We start from the raw sequence: 23257 nt of genomic DNA on the forward strand, positions 1-23257 counted from the left end.
TTGCCTCGCAAGCAGTGAGCTTACGAATGCAATCCTGTTGTTGTTATGCCTTAGACGAAATGAGCTCCCTTAAGCTTATTGTGCTTGACGCGCCTCAAGGGCGTTCAGAAGCAAGGTTACCACTTCGGCACGAGTAGCTTCTGCCAGTGGATTGAACTGATTGTTGCCAGCACCCTGTACGAGACCTGCATCTACCGCAGCAGCTACATATGAAGCTGCCCATGCTGGGATGCGGCCTGCATCGGTGAATGTCGGCTTCGCTGCCGGGTCCACCGTCAGACCAAGTGCCCTAACCAGCATTACTGTCATTTCTGTCCGGTTCATGTTCGCGGCTGGGCGGAAGGTTCCGTCCTCATATCCGCTAATGATGCCCATTTGCACTGCTTGGGCCACATATGAACGGGACCAGGCCGGAATGTTGTTGGCATCCTGGAAGGAAAGGTTATTGCTGCTAGCCTCAAGCCTTAATGCTCGCGCCAGCATAACCACAAATTCTGCCCGGCTTGCTTTTGCATTAGGACGGAATTCGCCATTTTCATAGCCATTTACAATTCCAAGTGCTACTGCCTTTTGAACAGCTTCTCTTGCCCAGTGACTTGCCGTATCCGAGAAGTTCACATTAGAGACTGGTGGAGTTGTGTTATCACCAGGAACCTCTGGCGTTGTCGGCTGTTCCGGTGTTGTTGGCTCTGGTGTTGTTGGTTGAGTAGGCGTTGGAGCCCCTCCACCGCCGGAGCTGCCACCCGGGGTATTTCCATCGATATCGTCGGAGCCGCCACTGCTGGAGCCACCGCCAGGAAGAGGACCTCCCTTAAGATCAATGATGCGCCCTTCCACCCCTTGCTTCACGACACCTACCCGATCCAGTTGCTCCAGGAACACCTCGTAATCGACAAGGTTCAGCTCATAATGACGCTGATCTGCCTTCGCTGCCTTCATGGAGCGGTAGAAGTCACCACCGTCAGCCATGAAAGAATTCGTAGCTACAATATAGAAAGCATTAGGATCAATATTGCTATACGTGCCATTCGCATTTTGGATCTGAACACGGCGGACACGCTCGCCTACCTGTGTCACTTGTCCAGTTGTAGCGTCGATCTTCTCACCCTTCTTGGTCGAGTCATAGTAGAAGCGGAGTCCGGATACTTGCGGGAAACGTCCTTCTCCAGATTCTACTCCGCTGACACCATTCTCCAGAGCGGCTGTAATTTCCTTACCTGTCATCTTGAGCGCTGTAAGATTGTTGCCGAATGGCATCATGGTCAGCAGCCCACCCAAGGTAATGTCTCCCTGAGGCAAGGATGCACGAATACCTCCGCCATTCTGAATGGCTACATAGCCTTTCACATCATTCGCTTGAACGATGCTTTTGACTTTAGCCAGCATACCGTCAGTCATCAGATTGCCTAGATTGGTCTCCTTCTTGCGGACACTTCCCCGCTCACCGTCAAGGAACACCTCAGAGCTTCCTACAATCGTTTTCTTGAATTCGTCAAGCTGAGGAGCATATTCAGACAGAATGGCAGCTGCTTCCGGGTCATCCTTGTAGACGTAAGCTCCGGAGCCGTCCTTCTGATCCAGGTTCAGTAAGGAGCCTCCCCATGTCTGTAATACGCCCTCTTCATTAAAGGTCACATCCAATTGTCCAAGGGATTGATTGTATTCACCTGTCTGCACAATCAACGTCGGCTCGGCTTGCTCATTCACTACCACAGGCTCGGACAGCTTCGTATGAGAATGTCCACCCACAATAATATCAATGCCTTGTACAGCCTGCGCCAGCTCCAGATCTACCGTGTAACCCAGATGAGAGACAGCGATAATCTTGTTGACACCCTCTTGCTTAAGCATATCTACCGTAGCATTGGCGCTTGCTACTTGATTCTTGAATACAAGATGCTCACCAGGTGAGGCCAGAGATACGGTATCCGGTGTCGTCAGACCGAAAATACCAATCTTCTCGCCTTCGACCTCCTTGATGATGGCTGGATAGATCGTAGCCTTGGCTGCTGGCTGACCAATCTCGTTACGGTACAGCCCAGACAAGCTAGGCTCAGCTGTAAAATCAATGTTCGAGCTCACAAACGGGAATTCAGCCTTCTTGATGAAGTCTGCCAATAAAGCTGGTCCTTTGTCGAACTCATGATTACCGAACGTCATCGCATCATATCCCGACAGATTCATGAAGCGTAGATCGGCTAATCCATTGAACAGGTTGAAATACAGTGTACCTGAGAATACATCCCCGGCATCGACAAGCAGGGTGTTGTCATTGCGATGCTCGTTAATCGCTGTAATACGACGAGGCACATTGTCAAGATGGGCATGTGTATCGTTCGTATGAAGCACACGCAGCTTGTAATCTCCATCCTGCGGAAGATCCTCGAAGGACAACTGCGCGAGCAACGGATCGTGGTCACTTACTCGCCCATGAGCCTGCTCGAAATCCGCATTCACATGTACAACCTCAATAGCCGCTGCCTTAGCCGTCTTACGATCGGTCAGAATATGATCCAGAGTCTGGGAGTTACCGTCATAAATATACGAGTAACGCTTCTCTTCTGGAAGCTGATCTACCAGATTCGTAAGCTCTTGACCCTTCAGCAGATGCAATGTTCTGGAGAATTGGAAATCATTAAAGTCACCCAGTGCTACGACTCTGACGTTCGGATCGCGGTCCACCAATTGCTTAATGAAGCCATTCACGATCGTCGCCTGCTTCGCACGCTGCACCTCACTGCTCCGTACAACAGGCTGCACACTGCCATATGGCTTCAGATCGCCACCCTTGGAATTAAAGTGGTTAGCGATAACAACTACCCGCTCATCCTTGAATTGGAACTCCGCAGCCAATGGCTTACGTGAGCTGGCGAACGCTTCATCACCAGGTGCAATCCGTCCCGGATTCAGCGACAGAGTACCATCTGTGTTCACCTCAACTGGTGTTGCAGCATCGCCCTTCCCGGCATTGCCTGTCAGACTTACACGGTCAGGGTTATACAGGAAGCCTACCCGGATGTTCGCTCCAGGTGCCCCTCCATCCAGGTTGTTCACTGGGGCAATATCCGTATAGCTGTAGTCAACGCCGCCTTGATTCCGAATCGCGTCGATCAGGGTCTGGAAGCTTTGGTCCGCTGCTGTATTTCCACTATTCGTATCGCCGTCGTTGTCTTGAACCTCCATGACACCTATGATGTCTGGCTGCTTGAGATTATTCACAATAATTGCAGCAATCTTCTGTGCTCTGGCTGCATCCTTCTTGCTGAAGTTCTCTACATTGAACGTGGCTACCGTCAGCTTGTCTTCAGCTGGGGCAATCGTAGTAACAGCCTGACCTAGATCACTTGGAATGACAGCTGGAAGGTTACCCTCTGGCTGAATCTTGAAATTCCCATTGGCATAGGTCAAGACGCCTGTGACGGAACCATTCAGCTTATCACCCGTCTTCACAGCCACAGACGGCTTCTTGTTAATGAAGATCCGTTGCGGATTTAGAGAGCTCTCGAATTGACCTGAGCCGTCTCCACGGAGAATAACTCCTCCTGCTGGTGTGCGGAGCGGGTTATTGGGCTCATTGTCCACCACAACTGCCAGTCCTGGCTCACTGGAGTATGGACCCACAATCGTTGGTTGGTTCACTTGTACGCGCATGCTTTCCAGACTTTCATAGAAATCAATAGCATCCTGCTCTGGATTGAAGACCTGCAGACTGTCGGAATCAATGACATTTGGCAAGGTCCGCCCACCCGCTCCTATTACTACTGGTGTAGGTAATGGTACAGTCGTGTTCTCCTTCTGAATATCTGTAGCTACAATCTGAGTGATGCTCAGTTCGTTCGCAGCAGGCTCGTATTCCTTCACCTGACCGCTCACCTTCACTGGTGTTCCCACGGTCACGCCATGAGATGGACGATATACTTGAATCGCTTCAGAGGTAGCATCATTGTTATCCTCCAGACCAGGATATTCCTGCATCGTGAAGGAGCTACCGGATACGGAGGTAACAATCCCTTCTACACCCCTTACCTCAAACCCATTGAATAATGAGGAATGGGATTCGCCCTGAATATCATGGATACGCAGACCATCCAGGGATGGAAGGACCTTATAAGTAAACGTATAAGTGCTGCTGATTTCGCTGTTCATAACAGCAATAGCCTTGACGGTAGCGTCTTCCTCAATAACAATAGGGCCTGTATACAAAGTAGATTGCAGGGTAGGCTCTTCCCCGTTCAGTGTGTAATAGATCGTAGCGCCTGTCTTCGGAGAAGTCAGTTCAACGGATCCACCCTTGACAATACCCCCTGTCGGAACACTGGCTTGTACAGACAGTAGACGTTCGATCACGTCGGACGCATCCCGTGGTAGCAATTCCAAACCATAGCTTGTATGGTAGGTCATTACACCAGTAATACGCTCGTATGTCTTACCCACTGCAAGAACTGTAGGGGCATTCTTGGCGTAGATCGTCATCTCTTCCGCACTGTGTGTGTCTTTACCATAGAAGGTTGTGCTATTACTGCGAGCAATCTCAGTAGTGCTAAGCTCTACTAGCATGCCCTCATAGCGCCCACCAGGACCTTTGCTACCATCGCTCGCACGAGCAAAGTCAGCTGAGGTTAGCAGAAGTGGTGTCGGCAGATCCTGATCACGCTCCGTGACACTCACATAGCCGCCAGCGAAGCCACTCTTGTTCACTTCAATCTGAAGCAGACCATTGAAGATTGTCAAGGGGCCGTAAGCCTCGATGCGATCGCCGACTTCAACGGCAGATTCGCTGGCTCGAATGACGATACCTGCACCCTGGTCCTGGATATAATAGTTCGTCTGACCGCCAGACACCTCACGGTAGGTTACAATTCCACGTACAGCAACCGGGGCATTCTCAGCCTTGGCTCTCGCGTCTGTGATACTTACTGGAGTAGTATCTGCAATCGTGTACTGGAAGCTTGCAATCGGGCTTGGGTCCAAGCCATCCTTGCCTGCATAGGCTTGGATGTACGTGTCCGTTGTTACGGTAATCGGTCCATTAAAGAGTGAGAATTGGGCATTAGGACCTGATTCCGTGCTGTAATAGATATATGCATCATTCGTAACTGTACTCAAATACACCTCTGTATTGACTGGAACTGGGCCAGAAGGCGGCGAGGCCGTCACGGATGCCACCTGATTAGCCGGTGTACTGTCAACTACAGCAAAGGTTGTAGCTCCGGTGGAACGAATTCCCTTGGTGCTGAAATAGGTGGTGAACGTTCCGTTGCTTATCAGAATTTTTTGTTGAAAAATACTAGGCTTAGATACGAGGCCGAATTCGCTTCGTACACCTGTAGGAAGCTGCACTGGCATCATCTTGCTTACATCGGTCTCGCCAGGACTTGCTGCAATAGCTACATTGGTGTCCCCGCCATAAGGCTGAGTCTGCTTCACATTGCCTGTGCCTGCGTAGAAGCCAACGACATATCCTTCAATGGATATCGTAGAATCATCTGGAGTCATCGCAAGAGCCTGATCCACCGTAAGGGTGCCACCAGCAGCCGATGCCCGATCTGCGAAGAGTCCCGCCGGGATCGCTCCGGTAATCATGACGATGAAGATAAGCATCCATTGGAAGGACCGTTGTATGGCCTTGGCCTCCCTCACTTGTCTCCATAATCTTGCTTGCCTTGATTGCTTGCTGTACATTCATTCAACTCCCATTCATTGTAGTTGGCATGCGCTTACAATATGTCTGAGCCTGTATGGAGCCTGTCCAGGCTATACAGCTTGTACATCATATGAGCAGGACACTTGAATAGGCGTCACTAGCTCACAGAGTGTGGCCTTACCGCCTCATTACCGGTATAGAGAAAACGTCAAGGTGTGAGTGCTGATACCAGGAAACGACACTACGAAATAAGCACTACATCAGTGTAGGCGGCTTTTGTTAAATCGGCATGATGTTTTGGTTAACATGATGTGAATTTCTGCACCGAAGGGAAGTAGGGGGTCTTGTGAATCGAATAAACAACGGCAACTACCTGCTAAGCATCACTTGAAGAAGAGATAACCTTCGTGGTGGGGGATAAGTATATGTTGCATGCGCTCCATAGGTATCCCCGGAAGGTCAGTATACTTGGCAGTACATCTGTAGCACGGCTTGGCGTATGACAGCAATGCCCTAACTCTATAACTCTTTAGTCATAAACACGCTGAAGGGATCAAGCTCATAATCGCTAAAAGGACCACAGTAGGAAAACCCAAAATCCTCATACAGCTTTCTAGCTGGCATAAACGATTCCGGAGTGCCCGTCTCCAGACTGATCCGGTTATACCCGCGACCTTTTGCCTCCTGAAGAATATGCTCCAGAATTTTTCTAGCCACGCCTTTACGCAAATGCAGCTTGGCCGTACGCATGGACTTGAGCTCAGCGTGTTCGGCATTCAGCTCCTTCAGAGCGCCGCAGCCTAGCAGCTCCCCATCCTCCCAAGCACACCAAAAGGTTATGTCAGGCTGCTTGAGCCCTTCCATACCCAGCGCATGTACGCTTTCTGGTGGGGAGTCGGTATGCATTCCCTCCAGGTGCTCCGCAATCAGCGCAGCTACTTCTGGCCCACTCAGATCATCTACTTTGACTTCCATCTCTATCACTCCTGATGATATACTGATTCACTAGATTAATCTACAATTTTAGGAAATTGTCCCATCCAATCTTACTATGATGTTATGTTTTTTGACAATAAGTCGATAGTCTTTCGTTATCTAAGCCTAATTCATAGAATTCTTTCATGCATGCTCACAATCCTTCCACTTGCGCCTGGTGTGAATTGCATAGCTTTGCAATATGCATGGCTTGGCGAAATCCTTAGCTCTGTGAGACCATAGACAAAGGGCGCCTCCTGTTATCATAATGACTTTTAGGAGACGCCCTCATTTATTCATATGAAATTTGGCTCGCAATGATACACCCTATCTCAATGCTGGCCAGCTTTGCCCGCTCCTACCATCAGCTTCACCAGATAAGGCACGGCAATAGAGGTCAGGATCACGCCGAAGGCGATCTGGGCAACCGCCGACTCAACATAGGGCTCATAGGCTGGATTCAGCGCAGCAGCCATGGACGGGACAACCAATGATAGCCCTGCTACCGAGCAAGTAGCTGCAGCAGCCGTACCAGGACGGCGCAGCACCCAACGATCCACGCCAATAAGTGGAAGCATGCAGATGATCAGGAACAACAGCGTCAGTAGCAGGCCCGAAAGACTGGAGTCAAATGCTACGCGCAGATCAATATTCGAACCAAAGCTCGTCCCAAGGAAGGGCAGCATGAACATCGTTCCGGGGGCGAACATCTGCTGAATGTGCGTGTCTAGATTTCCAAGCACGATACCCAGTACGAATGGTAGCAAGGTTGCAACCACACTCAGTAGATCAATTCCCACTCCGCTGGCAGAATTCAGAATCATAATTGGAATGACTGGAACCGCGATCAGATTCAGGATACCGAAGGCGGCGCGATCTACATCATCTCCATACGCATTCATTAGTGCCAGGTACAGGCCGGGATTACAGCTGGTAATGACCGCAATAAAAGCTATTGCCGAGATTCCCGCCACGCCTTCAATGCCGAACCAGGCTACGAACGCCCAGCCTGCCAGGCAGCTGATCAGCACCCGTGTCAGACATAGTACCCCTGCACGCTGTAGCGTTCCAAGCAACTGATTGAGCCTGAGCTGTGTACCGGATATGAACAGAATCAGGCCAATAAGCACCATGGTCCCTTTGTTGGTGAACAGCGCTGTTGTTGGATCTCCCATCTGGAAGAAAGAGGGGAAGATCGTGTTCACCACCGCTGCCAGTAGCATGGGAATGATCAGCAGACCAGCGGGTATTTTTTGTATCGTCTGTAAAACCTTCATGTTGCCTGCCTTCATACCGCTTTACAGCTCGGCACCGTTCGTCTTGATGACCTGCTGGTACCAGTAGAAGGAATCCTTGCGGTAGCGCTTCATGGTTCCATTTCCATAGTCATCCTGATCGACGTAGATAAATCCATAGCGTTTGCTCATCTCCGAGGTCGTCGAGCTGATCATGTCAATCGGTCCCCACATGGTGTAACCAATCATCTCCACGCCATCCTGTATAGCAAGCCTCATCTGCTCAATGTGCTGGCGCAGGAAGTCGACACGGTAGGGATCGTTCACCGTACCATCCTCATTCAATTTGTCATAGAAGCCTGAGCTGTTCTCCAGAATGAATACAGGCTTCTGATAACGATCGTAGACCAGATTCAGTGTATAGCGCAGACCAACCGGATCAATCTGCCAGCCCCACTCATTCTCGGGCAGATGCGGATTCTTGTATACGCTATGCACATTACCAGCCGTCAGTTCTAGCTGTTCAGTATCGCTGCTGGAGATCATGGAATTGTAATAAGACATACCTACGAAGTCAGCCGTATACGCTTGGATGCTCTCCAGGTCGCCTTCTTCGATGCGTAGCTCAATACCTTTCTCTGCAAAATAAGTCTTGGCGTAATACGGATACGCGCCCTTATTAAGCAGATCGAGGAAGAACTGATTCTTCATCTGGTCATCCTTCTGCATCTGGAGGGCATCCTCCGGCTTGCAGGTGTATGGATAGGTCGTGAAATAGGCCACCATACTACCGATCATGTTGCTCGGGTCCACCTCATGGGCCAGCTTGGTCGCCTGAGACGCGGCAACGAACTGATGGTGCAATCCCTGGAAGAGCATCTCCTCGTAGTTGGCTTGTCCTTCATCCAGAATACCAAGCGTCTTGGCACCAGCCTTGACACTCATATTGATTTCGTTGAAGGTTACCCAGTATTTCACTTTTCCTTTATAGCGCTTGAAGATAACATCACAATACTTCAGGTACAGCTCAATCACTTTGCGGTCGTACCAGCCGCCGAACTTCTCAATCAGTACAATAGGTGTATCGAAATGGCTGATGGTAATCAAAGGCTCCATCCCATACTTCAAGCACTCATCAATAACCTGATCGTAGAATTGCAGGGCCTTCTCATTCGGAACAGCATCATCCCCGTTCGGGAATACACGAGCCCAAGCAATGGAGTAACGGAATACCTTGAAGCCCATCTCGGCGAACAGGGCGATGTCTTCACGGAAAGTATGGTAGAAATCAATACCGCGACGCTTGGGATACTTCCCTGGGTCTGGGTCCTGCTTCGCAGCCTGGATCATCTCCATGTTGATTTTTAGTTGCTTGGTCACTTTGCGATCATTCTTGGGGTTGAATTGCATTACCTCTGGAATAGTCAGCGTCTTGCCATCCACGTCATAGGCTCCTTCAGCCTGACAGGCTGACAGCGCTCCTCCCCACAGGAAGCCTTCGGGAAATTGGGTTGCAGTCATATGTTTCTCCTCCTATTTGTGTTGATTTCTATTTGTGTTGAGTTTCTATTTGTATAGCTTATCTATTCATGGATCAGATTACATGTAGTGTATTGAGCCGCTGCAAGCGGAGAGCCTACGGTTAAGGAATCAGCTTCACCAGCGGCTGACCCTCGCGAATCGGGCCTTCGTTTGAAGAGGTCAGTACATCACCGAACTGCTGCATATTCGTAACAACAATCGAGGTGATCGTATTATATCCCTCCGCCTTAATTTTCTCAGGCTCGAACTCCACCAGCAGATCGCCCGCCTTGATAGATTGCCCCTGCTCCACCAGCGCGTTGAAGTGCTTGCCTTTTAGACTAACTGTGTCTACTCCGATGTGCACCAGGATCTCAACACCGTTCGCAGCCTTCAGTCCAATAGCATGCTTCGTGCGATACAGCGCCTCTACTACACCGTCAAAGGGAGCGTACACCTTGCCTTCTGTAGGTACGATTGCAATGCCTTTACCCATGAGCTCTTGAGCAAATGCCTGATCCTCCACCTCCGAGAGTGGGTGAATCTCGCCTGTCATGGGGCTCACGATCAGCATATCATTTGATGCCACAGTTGAAGCATTTACTGCATTTACTGCTGAAGAAGGAGCTACGAATTCAATATTTCCATTACCAGTCGGATTTGAGCTCTGCTTCACGGTCTTGCCTTCTTCTGGCTCCTTAATACCTGCCAGCAATGTAAAGACGAATGCCAACACGACTGCTGCAATACAACCGATAATTACATACATATAGTTGTCTGCTGAATAGGTACCCAGTGCAAGCACACCCGGGAGTGCAATGGCAGAGGCCGTAGTATGAACCAAGCTAAAGAAACCACTAACGAGTCCGCCCGCCACACAGGCTGCAAAAAACGGACGTTTGTAACGAAGCGTTACCCCATAGATCGCTGGCTCGGTAATTCCGAACAAGGCTGTAAAGCCGGTAGAGCCTGCTGCAGATTTCATAGTCTTGTTCTTCGTCAGGAAGAATACGCCGAAGGCTGCACCCGCCTGCGCCAGATTCGCTGCTATAGCAGATGGAAGCAATACCGTAGAGCCAAAGCTTGCCACCTGTTGTACCTGAATAGGCATAATGGCATAGTGCATACCGAACATAACCATGATTGGCTTGAAGAAGCCCATAATCGCACCTGCTAATACACCAACCGTACTATAGAGATCATTAATACCGTTTGTAATCCATGTGCCGACATAGTTACCGACAGGTCCCAGTACAATCAATTCCAGTGGAACCATGATGAACAATACGATCATCGGCGTGAGCAACACGCGGAGAAACTGCGGAATCATGCGATCCACTACAGGGTACACATAGCTCATAATCCACACAGCCAAAATAATCGGAATGACTGAGGATGAATATTTCATGAGCAGAATCGGCATGCCAAGGAAATCAATCGACTTAATCCCTGTCTCTGCAATCTTGGCCGCAGCATCCAGAATGACTGGATGCATCAATCCAGCTGCGAGGGCTACCGCCAGGTAAGGATTGGTCTTGAATCTGTTCGCAGCGCTGACAGCCAGGAAGAAAGGCAGGAAGTAGAAGATCAGGTCGCCAATCATATTCATGACACTCAGGAAGCCTGTACCCTGCATCAGTCCCAATGTCGTGATGACCGTAGTTACGCATTTGATCATCCCGCAGCCGACCAGCGCCGGCAAGATTGGAGTGAAGACGCCAGCAATCGTCTCCAGCACGACATTGATCGGGTTGCGTTTGCGAGTTGGCCCGCTATCCTCGGCTGTAACCAGGCCCTCTGGTACCAGCTTTTGAATCTCACCGTAGATGGCGTCTACCTTCGCACCTACAACCACCTGCACCTGTCCTCCAGCATTTTGAGCCTTCAGGACACCTTCGAGGCTATCCAGCTTCTTGAGCTCTGCCTTACTGTCATCCTTCAACACGAATCTGAGCCGGGTAGCGCAGTGTGTCAGTGTTGATATGTTACCTTCTCCGCCGACCAGCTCCAGTACCTGCTGAGCCAAATCTCTGTTGTTCATGCGGCACATCTCCTTATTCTTCATTAGTCTAGTATTGAGTAGATAAAGGCAGGTAATATCTGCATTTGCAAATATCACGCTAATTTATGAAAAACGTCATGATGACCGTTATTTCCTCACGTTAAATTCCTGGGTAAAAAAAATGACCAAGCCAAGAGAACAACAAAGGTCGTTTCTCTAAGCCTGGTCATGCCTGATCGAATCAGTAACAGTCCAATGTCCGTATGAAGTTATGTTATATTAATTGGCCATAAGCCGTTGAATATGAAGCGTCAGATACAGCTTCTCATCATTAGAGCATCTCCAGCCGTAATTATTATCGAGAAATTCAGCAATTTTCTCTACACACTCCAGCTCGCGCGGAGATTTCTCCTTCACCACCTCAAAGAGCGATTCATTCTCGTCCTTGAGGGACTTGCCACTCATCTGTCGCATGATGAAGTATCGGATATGGGTAGCGAAGCGCATAAAATGAATGGAGTCTTCCTGAAAGTCAATTTTGAGTGCATACTTGATCACCGATAAAATCTCACCAGTGACGGTCGTAATCTTGGTCGTCTCGCTCATCTCACCGGACCCGACCTGAGCGTTCACAAAATGCAGGGCGATGAGTGTAGTCTCCGCAGACGGCAATGTAATCCCAGCCTTCTCCTCAATCAGCCTGACAGCAGCCTCGCCTACCCTCGTCTCATCAGGATATAGTGTACGTACCTCCCACTCCAGCGGATTTTTAATGGTAACGCCTTCACGGGCACGCACTAGCGAAAAGCTGATATGATCGGACAGTGTCAGTAACAGATTCGGATGGAACGTCTTACTCAGAATATGTGCACCTAGCTTGATGATTTCCTCGGCCAAATAAATATCCTCTATAGGAATAGAGTTCAGCAGATCGTACATTCGAATGTTCTTGGGCGCGACAAAAATCTTCTCCACCATATCTGTCTCTGTCAGCTCATAAGGCGTCTTCAGGAAGCCAACTCCCTTGCCGACCACGAATACTTCTTCTTGCTTGTCATTAATGGCGATAGCTACGTTATTGTTTACCTTTTTAATGACCTTCACGATGCTCACCCCCCTGCTGTGAAAAACGTCTAGCCCTGTATTTACTAGGATGCCAGGCGATTGGCACGTCTAAACAAAAAATGACCGAAAGCGATTACAGTTAAGCAATCGAATTCGGTCATGCCTGGTTCGCCCAGTAACAGTCCGTGTAATTTATATCTTTATTATAGTCGGATAAAGTCGAATGTCAATCATGATGTCGAATATTGTTGAACAAAATATTCGGCATAGCGTAATGACGCCTTCTAGCGTATTAGAAGCAGGATAGGCATGTTAGCAGTGTTGATTGACGTGTTGATCGACCTACTAACTTCGATGATTGGTATGTTGATGGTACTAATTGACATGTTGACTACATTTTCAGTCTACTGACTGCCCCTCATTGCTGTGTGAATAGTGGGTACAGCCTCAATCAGCTTGCGTGTATAAGGATGAAGCTCGGATGGAATGAGCTGACGACTGTCGGTCACTACATCCACGATCTGTCCTTCCTGCATAACTGCAATCCGCTCACAAACCTGCTGTACGACCGCCAGATCATGCGATATAAAAATGGCACCTACACCCGTCTCCTGACGCAGGGTGGACAGTAGCTCCAGAATCTGTCGCTGGCTGGATACGTCCAGAGCCGAGGTAGGCTCGTCGAAGACGATCACCTGTGGCTGAATGCTAATTGCCCGGGCAATCATCACGCGCTGCAACTGGCCTCCACTCAACTCATGAGGGTACCTGCCAGCCATAGCAGGGGAAAGCCCCACACGCTCCAGTTGCCGGCCGACCTCAGATGCCATCTGTTGTCTTGGCACTAGCTTATAGTTACGCAGCGGCTCCGACAGGAACTCGCCAATTCGCATCCGGGGATGGAACACGGAGCCTGGCTCCTGAAATACGAGCTGAATCTGTCTGTAATGCTGTCGCAGCGCCTCACCCTGTATACTTGTGACATCCTGCTGTCGATACAGAATGCGACCAGAGTTCACCGATTCCAGGTGAGTGATACAGCGTGCTAGCGTGCTCTTGCCGCTACCGCTCTCACCGACAATTCCGAGCCATTCCCCTCGCTGCAGCACCAGATTGATTGCCTGTAAGGCAGGAACATTTTTCCCATCAGGGAGATGATAGCTCTTGGTTACCTGCTGCAATTCAAGCATGTTCATCCCCCTTTATTTCCTTGGCATTTTCCTTGGGTTGTGTCTCTGCTGGGCGAACTTCCGAATCACGTGGGTGCGGCTCACGTAGTGTATCCCATTCCGATATCCGTAGCTCCGGTACAGCCGCCAGTAGCTCGCGAGTATATGGATTACGCGGCTCTTGAAGCACTTGTGAGGTGCTGCCCCATTCCAGGAGGGTTCCCTCCTTCATAATTCCCACTTTATCAGCAATAGAAGCTGCAATCGCCATATGATGAGTAACGAGAATCATCCCTGTCTGCTGGTGGTCACGCAGCATCCTGAGCTGCTTCAGCACCTTGGCTTGTGCCAGCACATCCAGTGCACTGGTCGGTTCATCTGCCAACAGTAGCTTCGGCTGCAGTGTCATAACCATCGCAATGGCCGCGCGCTGCTTCATACCTCCACTTAGCTGGTTCGGATATGCCTTCATAACCCGTTCCGGATCCTTCAGTCCAATATCCTGTAAATGCTGTAGAGCTAGCTGGTAAGACTCACGTCTTGATAATGGTAAATGGCTTCGAATCGCCTCGATATATTGACTTTCCATTCTGCGAAGAGGGTTCAAGTAAGCCCCACTATCCTGAAATACCATACCAATCTGCCGCCCACGAACACTCCCCCAATCGCGTGTACCCAGAGCGGTGAGCGAACGGCCCTCCAGCATAATGCCTCCAGCTGTAATCCGACCACCAGCTCCCAGCAGGCCAATTACGGCCCGCAGTAAGGTGGACTTGCCACTGCCACTCTCACCGACCAATGCTACAACCTCGCCGGGCTTCACCGACAGGCTCACGTCATGCAGCGCTGGCCGATTATTAGCAGTATAGCTGACGCTCAAATGCTCTACTTGCAGCAGTAAGCTATCCACTCCTTCACTCTGACTCTGTATACTGTAGGTGGGAAATTTGATCATTGCTGTCCCAGCCGAATATGGCGATCCAGCAGGTAAAAATCAATCGGGTACATGGTTGCTCCTGCGACAGAGCTCTTGCTCACAATGTTGATTGGCGTGTAGGTCACGAACAGATAAGGCGCATCATTCATAATCAATTGCTGTGCCTTGGATGCAATCTCGTAGCGCTGTTCCGTCTCAAATTCCGAGGACAGGCTGTTGATTAATGTATCCATCTCAGGATTGCTGTAACCGCCGATATTCCACTCGGCCCCTGTCTTGAAGTAGAAGTCCAGAATATACTGTGGGTCACCAGTAATTCCCGTATTGATACTAGTCAGCGCCAGATCGAAGTTGCCGCTCTTCTGTGCATCCGTCAAATCCTCATAAGAGGTCAGCTCCAGAGCAACACCAAGCTCCTTGAGCTGGGATTGCATGGCCTCTGCCACAATGGAATCCGATTCATAGGAAGCATTCAGAATCAAGCGGAGGGCGAGCTGCTGCCCATTCTTCTCACGGATGCCGTCACCATCGCGGTCTTCATAGCCCGCTTGGCTCAGTAACTTTTTGGACTGTTCGGGGTTATAGGTATAGCCTGTTATCTTGTCGTAGCCGAACGGAAGCGCCGAAGTGAACGGTCCCTTGGCTGCCTGCCCCCCTACCAGCGTGCTGGCATACATCTCTCGGTCAATGCCGTAGGAGATCGCTTGGCGAACGGCAAGATCACTCAGTGCCGGATTATTGTAGTTGAACCAGACAAATTGAGTACGTAATCCTGGGATCTCATCAATCTTGTAACGGGAGCTATCTTGGAAGAGTGGCAGCTGGCTGCGGCCTACATTGCTCGCTACATCAATCTCTCCGGATTGCAGCGCCATCGCTCTCGTATTGTCATCAGCGATGTACTTGAACGTAATGCTCTCTACCTCGGCTGCACCGCCCCAATAGCCTTCATAGCGTTGCGTCTCGATCTTTTGCTCCGGTGTATAGGAAGTGACCATGTATGGACCCGTGGCTACAGGCTTGTTCGCAAAAGCAGCCGTGTCCGCTGTCGTGTCCACAATGACGAACAAAGGCTCAGCAATATTGCCCAGCAAAGAAGCATACGGTTCACTGGTCTGAATCGTAAGATTCTGCCCTTCTGAGCTCATGGAAGCTATCGGGAGCGTGGCCTTGCCGCGCGGATTCAGCGAAAGAGAGCGTTCGAGCGAATGCTGCACCGCCTTGGCCGTCACGGGATTACCGTTATGGAAGGTCACCCCTTCTCGAATATGAAACAGCCACGTCTTGTCATCCTGACGTTCCCAGCGGTCTGCCAGCTTAGGGACCATCTGCATCTTCTCATCGAATTGTACGAGTGTCTCCCCAATAGCGGCACGCGTCAGCGTCCAGCCGTTCCATTCCTCAGCCGGATCAAGATTTGTTCCCAGCCAGAACAAGGCCACATTCAAGTGACCACCTGCAGACCCTTCATTTCCAGTAACCGCAGAGTCTGTTGTCGTTCCTGCTCCCTGTGGGCCCTCGGCCCCTCCAGAACCGGAATTCCCTGTTGCTCCCCCTCCACAGGCAGATAGAAATAGCACCATCACCAGCCACACCGTCACACTTTTATATTGCAGTCTATTCGAAAATTCGTTCCACCTATTCACGATATCTCCTCCTTGTTAGCGTCTATGTCTAGGATCGAGCACATCACGCAAGCTATCTCCCAGCAGATTAAAGATCATCACCGTGCAAAAAATGGCAAGCCCCGGATACATCAGCAGCCAAGGAGCTGTCTGCATATATCTCCGCCCTTCGCTCAAGAGCGCCCCCCATTCTGGCTCCGGCGGCTGTGCACCGAGACCCAGGAAGGACAAGCCCGCGATGGACAGCAGCATGCCACCGATATCCATCATCGCCATGACGACTAAAGGCGGCAGCACGTTGGGCAGAATATATCTCACCAGAATTCGGGCCGGGCGCGCTCCGCCGAGTGCAGCCGCCGTAACGTACTCCTTTTGCTTGTGCTGAAGCACCATACTTCGCACCATACGTGCATATTTGGCCCACCACACGACAGACAGTGCCACTACGGTATGAAGCAGACCTGGACCAAGCATTCCCGCAACAGCAATGGCGAAGATAATGCCTGGAAAGGCCATGAGCGTGTCGGCAAGCCGCATAAGCACCGTATCCAGCCATTTGCCTGCATATCCTGCCAGAATACCGACCGTTATCCCGATCGCAGCCACCACCGTAACTAGCATAAAGGTCATAAGTAGTGAGGTCCTTGCCCCATACAGCACCCGAGACAGCACACAGCGTCCCAGTTGATCCGTTCCAAAGGGGTATTGCTTGTCTGGCGGCTGCAGCACCCTCATGAAATCCGTGGCATAGGGATCATGTGGTGCCAGTAAAGGCGCGAGGATGGCGAGTAGCAGCCATAGACCAGCCACGCCTAACCAGACAGAGAATAGTCGATGCTGCATCCATAGCCGTATTAGCAGTTGTGTCAACATGCTCATCTAGACATCCTCCCCAAGTCTGAGGCGCGGATCTCTAACATGTGCCCAGATATCTACGAACAGATTAATCGCCACGTACATGACAGCCATCCAGACCACATAGCCTTGAATCAAGGGGTAATCGCGTGCAATAATCGCTTCCAGTGCCAATTGCCCCACACCCGGCCATACAAATACACTCTCAATAATCGCAGCGCCGCCCAGTAAAGCGCCCGTGGACATCCCAAGCAGCGTCATGATCGGAAGCAACGCATTCGGCAGAACATACCGCAGCATGACGGTCCTCTCCTGTATCCCACGGGCTCTGGCCCCAGTTACATAATCCTGAGACATCTCCTCCAGCAGTACTGTACGTATCTGTCTGCTATATTGCGCTATCAATGGTACGGCCAGCGTACAGGCCGGGAGGATCAGACTGCGGACTCCTGTCCTGCCCACGACCGGGAGAATCTGCAGCTTGACTGCAAAGAGCAGCATGAGAAGTAATCCCAGCCAGAAGCTAGGCATCGACAGCCCTGCAAAAGAAAAGACCCGAATGAGATAGTCCTTCGCACGGTTAGGCTGCATCGCGGCTGCCATCCCAAGCGGAAATGAAATCAGCACCACCAGTAGTAGAGCAGCACCAGCCAGCTCTAACGTAGCAGGCATTCTGGACAGCAGAACGTCCGTCACTGGACGTCCATATGTATAGGACATGCCAAAATCACCAGTCAGCGCCCGCAGGACCCAGTAGCCATAGCGGGCAAGAAAAGGCTGATCCAGCCCCAGCTCTGTCCGCACCTGTGCGACTAGTTCCTCCGAAGGGGTGACTCCCGTAGACATCAGCATCAGCCTTGCAGGATCGCCCGGCGACAGATAAGTAAGCAGGAAGGTCAGGAAGGAAATCCCCAGCAGCACGCCGACCAGTTGGAGCAATCTTTGTACAATATATCGGCCCACGCCTTTCGCCGTCCTCTCCTGATATGAATAAGCAGCTAAAATAAGCAGTTCTGCAGTTCTGCAGTTCTGCAGTTCTGCAGTTCTGCAGTTCTGCAGTTCTGTTGGTCTGAAATACTGTATTACGAAGTAGGATGCATACTTTCATCCTCATGGAGCAGGCTACGCACATAGCAAAAAGAGCGACCTCTCCCGTGTAAAAAACGGAAAAAAGTCGCTCCAAATAGACAGATTTTCGGTGAAAATCGGACTCCTGTAACACCTTCCTATCTTCCGTAGGCATTGCTGTGTTGTTGAACGGGCAGGTCTCCTGGCTCCAGAATCATCATCCTTGCAGCGGCCTTCCCGGGTTGTGACCCAGTGGCACTTGCTGCGACTCCTCTGTTACAGTGGCGGGACCGCGCCGGTATTGCACCGGACTTCCCTTTTAAGCAGCCATCCTTATGGATGGAGCACCCGTTCCATGTATGCAGTTGGTATACCAATCCACCACTATATCGTAATAGCATTATCGTAGCACAGCGTCGTAGAACCCAATCTATCTTTTCCTAGTATAAAGCGCATGGGCGGAATGAGCAAAGTTTTTCTGTTTTCTTCCACTTTCTCAGCATCTCGTTCAACTCAAAATGAAGCGCTCCCACATCCACTTGATGCTCCTGGTAAAAAATGTGGTCGGAAGGGTTCACATTTCACCTGTTCAACTGTATAATAATGACATAATTTAAAGGCTATGCTGCCGAAAGGTACAACCTCGTCAACATTGGAGGTTGTACCTTTTTTGCGTTCATGGCCGAAATACCACCATTATCCCATCCAAGGAGTGAATGTCCAATGCTACTTGAAGCCATCTATCACCGTGCACGTTTGAACTGGTCGTATGCCTATGACCGCAACACCCTCCATATCCGTCTGCGAACAGGTCACAACGACATGGAGCAAGTATCCGCCATCATCGGGGATAAATACGCCTGGGAGCACACAGCTCGCACTCTTCCGATGCGCAGGTTCGCCAGCGATGCTCTGTTCGATTATTGGCAGGTGGAGGTGCAGCCTCCATACCGCAGATTACGATACGGCTTCGAGTTGGAGAAAGACGGCGAACGTCTCTGGATGACCGAGCGGGGATTCGAGACGAACTTGCCGGAGCATCCACTTGAATTTTTCGATTTCCCCTTCCTGCATTCGGCGGATATGTTCGAAGCGCCAGCCTGGGTGAAGGATGCAGTCTTCTATCAGATCTTCCCGGAGCGTTTCGCTAATGGCGATCCCACAATCAGCCCCAAAAACGTAGAGCCATGGGGAGGCGAGCCTACACCAGTCAATTTTTTTGGCGGGGATCTGCAGGGGGTACTGGATCACCTGGACCATCTGAATCGACTAGGCGTAAATGCCATTTATTTCACCCCGCTGTTCGAAGCCAGCACCAACCATAAATACAACACCGCCGACTACCTGGCGATAGATCCCCATTTCGGCACGAACGAGAAGCTGAAGGAGTTGGTAGACGCCTGCCACGCGCGGGGTATCCGGGTTATTCTTGATGCCGTCTTCAATCATTCCGGTCTCGATTTTCCTTTCTTCAAGGACGTGATGAAGCACGGGGAGGCTTCGCGGTATGCGGACTGGTTCCACGTTCGGGAATGGCCACTACGAATCGAGGATGGCATTCCTACCTACGAGACTTTCGCCTTCGAGCCCATCATGCCCAAGCTGAACACCGAACATCCTGAGGTCAAAGCGTATCTCCTTGAGGTGGCACGTTACTGGGTGCAGGAGATCGGTATCGACGGCTGGAGATTGGATGTCGCCAATGAAGTCGATCACCGGTTCTGGCGCGAATTCCGCGAGACGGTTAAAGCGATTAAGCCCGATGCCTATATTCTTGGGGAAGTCTGGCATGACTCCATCATGTGGCTACAGGGGGATCAGTTCGATGCAGTCATGAACTATCCGTTCACGAATTCAGTACTGGATTTTGCCGTCCACGGCAAGCTGGACAGCCTCGGCTTCGCAGGAGAGATCGGGCGCCTGTTCATGGCCTATTCGCAGTCTGTAACGGAAGCGGCCTTCAATCTGCTGGGCAGCCATGATACCCCCAGACTGTTGTCTGTCTGTCATGGTGATGTGCGCCGGATGAAACTCGCTGTTCTGCTACTGCTGACCTATCCGGGAGTCCCCTGCATCTATTATGGCGACGAGATCGGCCTGGAGGGTGGCTACGATCCTGGGTGCAGGAAGTGCATGGAATGGGATGAGGAGCGGCAGAACCGCGATCTGCTGGACTTCTATACCCGAATCATCACCCTACGTAAGACTCATCCCGCCCTTCGAAGCATTCATTGGCGGGTCGTGCATGCCGCTGAAGAAGATGCGTCCCTGGTGATTGAGCGCTCAGATGATAGCGGTCATGAACGATTCCGGTTGCTGATAAATGCAGGGGAAACCTCGCAGCTTCTGCAACTTCCGGTACCTGAGGGAGCATTCTGGCGTGATGCCTATAGCGGAGAAGCACTGGTTTCTGGCGACCTTAAGCTAGACGTAGCGGTTGAGGGACTGGGATACCGCCTGCTAAAACTCGAAGTACGATAATTCATCGGCTGAACTTAGATCATGGCTGGTCGCATGATCATCATGCAACCAGCCGATCTGACAAGAACGTTATTTTGCCCAACACGTCAGGATGACACAATCAGTCCTTTCTAAATTCCCGAAGCGATCTGCTGATCCTCCATCAAGCTGTTTCCCCACCGGGAAGTCCTGAATTCGCTCATGCATTCCATGACGGATCGCTATAATTCATCATAATTGTTTTCAGACACAAAAAAATACTATATAGAAATTTATTGACAAAATAATTGTTAATTTCTTATGATTACGTTGTGATTACAACACGAGGGCCATGCTTTTAGACCTAAGGTCTAGGACAACCCCGGTAACTCCAGCAGGAGGTGCCGGGGTTGTTCGCATGCAGGAAGGAGGGTAGGTTCAGCAGAAATTGTAATCATATTTGATCCTTTTCATTTTGAATGCGTTTCATTGTTGATAATTGCAGGATACTACAACCCTAACGAAAGGTGGATTAACTTGTTGAATGTGACCAGACGCTTCATTCTAAGTATCACCTTAACTCTCGGCCTACTGGCTGGAAGCGCACTTCCCTTCCTACCCGTGACGTCAGTGTATGCAGATGCGGATACGGCAGTATCGAACAAGCAGAATTTCAGTACCGATGTCATCTATCAGGTATTTACTGACCGCTTCCTGGACGGAGATCCTTCCAATAATCCTTCCGGGGAGGCATACGATGCCAGTTGCACCAACCTGAAACTCTATTGCGGCGGGGATTGGCAGGGCCTAATTAACAAGATCAACGACAACTACTTCACGGACCTAGGCATTACCGCCCTTTGGATCTCGCAGCCGGTGGAGAACATCCATACTGTCATCAATTACTCAGGTGTGAACAGCACCTCCTACCACGGTTACTGGGCACGGGATTTCAAGACAACCAATCCGTATTTCGGCTCTATGACCGACTTCCAGAATCTGATTCAGGCAGCACATGCCAAGGGAATCAAGGTTATTATCGACTTCGCTCCCAATCACACATCTCCAGCCATGGAGACTAATACTTCCTTTGCCGAGAACGGCAAGCTATATGACAACGGAGCACTTCTCGGCGGATACACCAACGATACCAAAGGCTATTTCCATCACTACGGCGGTTCGGACTTCTCCTCTCTGGAGAACGGAATCTACAAAAACCTCTACGACCTAGCCGATTTGAACCATAATAACAGCACCATTGACCAATATTTCAAGGACGCTATCAAGCTCTGGCTCGATATGGGTGTGGACGGTATCCGGGTAGATGCGGTGAAGCATATGCCCGAAGGCTGGCAGAAGAGTTGGATGTCCAGCATCTATGACTATAAGCCTGTGTTTACCTTCGGTGAATGGTTCCTAGGGTCTTCCGCCTCGGATGCGGATAATACGAGATTCGCGAACACATCCGGCATGAGCCTGTTGGACTTCCGGTTTAACCATGAAGTGCGCAACGTATTCCGTAACAATTCCTCCACCATGTACGCGCTGGACTCCATGATCAATAGCACTGCGGCAGAATATGCCCAAGTGAATGATCAGGTAACCTTCATTGATAATCACGACATGGACCGCTTCAAGACCAATATGGTCAATAACCGCCACCTGGAGCAGGCTCTGGTATTCACGCTTACTTCCCGTGGAGTGCCTGCCATTTATTACGGAACAGAACAATACATGACCGGAAACGGCGATCCCGATAATCGGGCTAAAATGACATCTTTCTCCAAGTCGACCACCGCATTCGATGTGATCAGCAAGCTGGCGCCAATGCGCAAGTCCAACCCGGCCATTGCCTACGGTTCAACCGAACAGCGTTGGATCAATAATGATGTGTATATCTATGAACGTAAATTCGGCAATAGCGTGGCCGTTGTAGCCATCAACCGCAATCTTTCCTCGTCGACGCCCATCAGTGGGCTTGTGACTTCACTACCCTCTGGAACCTACACGGATCTTCTTGGAGATGTACTGGGCGGCAACAGCATTACATCCAGCGACGGTAATATCTCCTCTTTTACACTCTCTGGCGGGGCAGCCGCGGTATGGCAGTATACGATGGAGGAAAGCAAACCAACCATCGGACATGTGGGACCGCTGATGGGCAAGCCTAACAACGTCATTACTATCGACGGACGTGGATTCGGTTCAACCAAGGGCACTGTCTATTTTGGAACCACCGCCGTCACCGGTTCGGCTATTACCTCCTGGGAGGATAGCCAGATCAAGGTTACCGTTCCATCTATATCAGCCGGTAACTATACGATAAAAGTGACCGCTGAAGGTATGAGCAGCAATGGGTACAGCGGCTTCAACATACTAAGCGGAGAACAGGTTACCGTCCGGTTTGTGGTCAACAATGCAACAACTGCATTGGGCGAGAACATCTACCTGTCTGGAAACGTAGCAGAGCTTGGCAATTGGTCCACTGGCGCTAACGCGATCGGACCAGCCTTCAACCAGGTGATACACGCTTATCCAACCTGGTATTATGACGTCAGCGTGCCTGCCGGAACGCCATTGCAGTTCAAATTCTTCAAGAAAAACGGATCGACCGTAACTTGGGAAAGTGGATCTAACCATACGTACACCACTCCAGCCAGCGGAACTGCAACAGTCACCGTCAACTGGCAATAACACGGAATACAGAAGCATTCTTTATCCA

At 50.5% G+C, this 23257-nt stretch carries 13 protein-coding genes and 1 riboswitch; of the genes, 2 read left to right on the top strand and 11 right to left on the bottom strand.

Annotated features, from left to right (window positions below; genetic code table 11):
- Positions 1–75: 75 nt before the first annotated feature.
- The 11 genes from D328_RS28930 to nikB all read right to left on the bottom strand — a co-directional run bounded on the left by D328_RS28930 (position 76) and on the right by nikB (position 17991).
- Complete coding sequence (locus D328_RS28930; protein WP_018885160.1) at positions 76–5682, bottom strand: S-layer homology domain-containing protein; 5607 nt, start codon at positions 5680–5682, stop codon at positions 76–78.
- Positions 5683–6163: 481 nt separating this feature from the next.
- The gene (locus D328_RS0111510) at positions 6164–6619 is read right to left on the bottom strand and encodes a GNAT family N-acetyltransferase (RefSeq protein WP_018885161.1); all 456 of its coding nucleotides are present in this window, start codon (positions 6617–6619) and stop codon (positions 6164–6166) included.
- Between the two features lie 332 nt (positions 6620–6951).
- A complete protein-coding gene (locus tag D328_RS0111515) occupies positions 6952–7896 on the bottom strand; it encodes a 2-keto-3-deoxygluconate permease (RefSeq protein WP_018885162.1) in 945 nt (314 codons plus the stop codon).
- Positions 7897–7917: 21 nt separating this feature from the next.
- Positions 7918–9375 carry a glycoside hydrolase family 1 protein gene (locus D328_RS0111520; protein ID WP_018885163.1) on the bottom strand — a complete coding sequence of 486 codons (1458 nt, stop codon included), beginning with the start codon at positions 9373–9375 and terminating at the stop codon, positions 7918–7920.
- A gap of 121 nt (positions 9376–9496) precedes the next feature.
- The gene (locus D328_RS0111525; RefSeq protein ID WP_018885164.1) at positions 9497–11416 is read right to left on the bottom strand and encodes a beta-glucoside-specific PTS transporter subunit IIABC; all 1920 of its coding nucleotides are present in this window, start codon (positions 11414–11416) and stop codon (positions 9497–9499) included.
- 240 nt (positions 11417–11656) lie between these two features.
- Positions 11657–12481 carry a PRD domain-containing protein gene (locus D328_RS0111530; RefSeq protein ID WP_018885165.1) on the bottom strand — a complete coding sequence of 275 codons (825 nt, stop codon included), beginning with the start codon at positions 12479–12481 and terminating at the stop codon, positions 11657–11659.
- Positions 12482–12846: 365 nt separating this feature from the next.
- The gene (locus D328_RS28935) at positions 12847–13632 is read right to left on the bottom strand and encodes an ABC transporter ATP-binding protein (RefSeq protein ID WP_018885166.1); all 786 of its coding nucleotides are present in this window, start codon (positions 13630–13632) and stop codon (positions 12847–12849) included.
- A complete protein-coding gene (locus D328_RS28940) occupies positions 13625–14566 on the bottom strand; it encodes an ABC transporter ATP-binding protein (RefSeq protein WP_018885167.1) in 942 nt (313 codons plus the stop codon). The genes D328_RS28935 and D328_RS28940 overlap by 8 nt, the downstream gene beginning before the upstream one ends.
- Positions 14563–16194, bottom strand: coding sequence for an ABC transporter substrate-binding protein (locus tag D328_RS0111545; protein WP_018885168.1), 1632 nt, complete (start codon positions 16192–16194; stop codon positions 14563–14565). The genes D328_RS28940 and D328_RS0111545 overlap by 4 nt, the downstream gene beginning before the upstream one ends.
- A gap of 15 nt (positions 16195–16209) precedes the next feature.
- A complete protein-coding gene (gene nikC / locus D328_RS0111550; RefSeq protein WP_018885169.1) occupies positions 16210–17052 on the bottom strand; it encodes a nickel transporter permease in 843 nt (280 codons plus the stop codon).
- Complete coding sequence (gene nikB / locus D328_RS0111555) at positions 17053–17991, bottom strand: nickel ABC transporter permease (protein WP_018885170.1); 939 nt, start codon at positions 17989–17991, stop codon at positions 17053–17055.
- Between the two features lie 280 nt (positions 17992–18271).
- Positions 18272–18463, bottom strand: a riboswitch (cobalamin riboswitch).
- A gap of 356 nt (positions 18464–18819) precedes the next feature.
- Between nikB and D328_RS0111560 the strand changes: the two genes are divergently transcribed.
- Complete coding sequence (locus D328_RS0111560) at positions 18820–20577, top strand: glycoside hydrolase family 13 protein (protein ID WP_018885171.1); 1758 nt, start codon at positions 18820–18822, stop codon at positions 20575–20577.
- A gap of 498 nt (positions 20578–21075) precedes the next feature.
- Positions 21076–23229 carry an alpha-amylase family glycosyl hydrolase gene (locus D328_RS0111565; protein ID WP_018885172.1) on the top strand — a complete coding sequence of 718 codons (2154 nt, stop codon included), beginning with the start codon at positions 21076–21078 and terminating at the stop codon, positions 23227–23229.
- Positions 23230–23257 lie beyond the last annotated feature (28 nt).

Source organism: Paenibacillus massiliensis 2301065 = DSM 16942 (assembly GCF_000377505.1).
GTDB lineage: Bacteria > Bacillota > Bacilli > Paenibacillales > Paenibacillaceae > Paenibacillus > Paenibacillus massiliensis.

Bases quoted from the DNA above. Each gene is read 5' to 3' on its own strand.
- D328_RS0111515 (WP_018885162.1), bottom strand. From the start codon at position 7,896: ATGAAGGTTTTACAGACGATACAAAAAATACCCGCTGGTCTGCTGATC.
- D328_RS0111520 (WP_018885163.1), bottom strand. From the start codon at position 9,375: ATGACTGCAACCCAATTTCCCGAAGGCTTCCTGTGGGGAGGAGCGCTG.
- D328_RS0111510 (WP_018885161.1), bottom strand. From the start codon at position 6,619: ATGGAAGTCAAAGTAGATGATCTGAGTGGGCCAGAAGTAGCTGCGCTG.
- D328_RS28935 (WP_018885166.1), bottom strand. From the start codon at position 13,632: ATGCTTGAATTGCAGCAGGTAACCAAGAGCTATCATCTCCCTGATGGG.
- nikC (WP_018885169.1), bottom strand. From the start codon at position 17,052: ATGAGCATGTTGACACAACTGCTAATACGGCTATGGATGCAGCATCGA.
- D328_RS0111525 (WP_018885164.1), bottom strand. From the start codon at position 11,416: ATGAACAACAGAGATTTGGCTCAGCAGGTACTGGAGCTGGTCGGCGGA.
- D328_RS28940 (WP_018885167.1), bottom strand. From the start codon at position 14,566: ATGATCAAATTTCCCACCTACAGTATACAGAGTCAGAGTGAAGGAGTG.
- D328_RS0111560 (WP_018885171.1), top strand. From the start codon at position 18,820: ATGCTACTTGAAGCCATCTATCACCGTGCACGTTTGAACTGGTCGTAT.
- D328_RS28930 (WP_018885160.1), bottom strand. From the start codon at position 5,682: ATGTACAGCAAGCAATCAAGGCAAGCAAGATTATGGAGACAAGTGAGG.